This is a genomic window from Spongiactinospora sp. TRM90649, from assembly GCF_029382225.1.
Lineage (GTDB): Bacteria > Actinomycetota > Actinomycetes > Streptosporangiales > Streptosporangiaceae > Spongiactinospora.
In genome coordinates this window covers 1-990 of the sequence record NZ_JARLTC010000101.1, presented here as the reverse complement: position 1 = coordinate 990, position 990 = coordinate 1, and the positions used below count along the sequence as shown (strand labels likewise).

1 protein-coding gene is annotated in these 990 nt (G+C 74.5%); it reads right to left on the bottom strand.

Going from position 1 to position 990, the window contains the following annotated elements; translation table 11 throughout:
• The coding region (locus P3X83_RS43165; protein ID WP_277311257.1) for a beta-ketoacyl reductase at nt 1-990 on the bottom strand (990 nt) is incomplete at both ends.

Below are 990 nucleotides of genomic sequence, written 5' to 3'. Positions count from 1 at the left end.
CGCCTCCGGCGTCGGGTAGTCGAAGATCAGCGTCGCGGGCAGCCGCAGGCCCGTCGCCGCGTTCATCCTGTTGCGCAACTCGACGGCGGTCAGCGAGTCGAAACCCAGCTCCTTGAACGCCCGGCGCGCGTCGATCGCGTCACCGGACGCGTGCCCGAGAACCGCCGCGACCTCCGCGCACACCAGGTCGGACAGTGTCCGGCGGCGGTCGGCCACTGGCTGGGCTGCCAGCCGTTCGATCAGCGAGGCTCCGCCCCGCGCCCCGGCGCTCGCCCGCCGTACCGGTGCGCGGACCAGGCCGCGCAGCAGCGGCGGAATCTCCGGCTGGTCGCGCAGCTTGGCGAGATCGAGGTTGATGGTCAGCACCTGCGGCTGTCCGGTGGCCAGGGCGGCGTCGAACAGGGCCGCGCCCTGCTCGGCGGAGATCGCCCCGCCGTACCGGGTGACCCGCGCCAGGTCGGCGGCGTCGAGCCGGCCGCTGATCGCGCTGGCCTGCGCCCACAGGCCCCAGCCGAGCGCCACACCCGGCAGGCCGTGCACGAGTCTGCGCTGGGCGAGGGCGTCCAGGACGGCGTTCGCCGCCGCGTAGTTGCTCTGCCCCGGAGAGCCGAAGGTCGCCGAAGCCGAGGAGTACATCGCGAATACGGCGAGATCGAGGCCGGCCGTCAGCTCGTCCAGCACCAGCGCCGGGCGGGCCTTGGCCGCCCACACCGACGCCAGCCGCTCCGGCGTCAGCGCCTCGACGAGTCCGTCGTCCACGATTCCGGCGGCGTGGACGACACCGGTCAGGCCATGTTCCCCGGAGATCCGGGTGACCAGGGCCCGCAGGGAGTCCGCGTCGGCGAGGTCGCACGCGGCGACCTCGACCCGCGCGCCGAGCCCTTCCAGTTCGGCGGCCAGCTCGGCCGCGCCCGAGGCGGCCAGACCGCTGCGGGAGGCCAGCACCAGGTGCCGCACTCCGTGGCCGGTCACCAGATGCCGGGCCAGGAT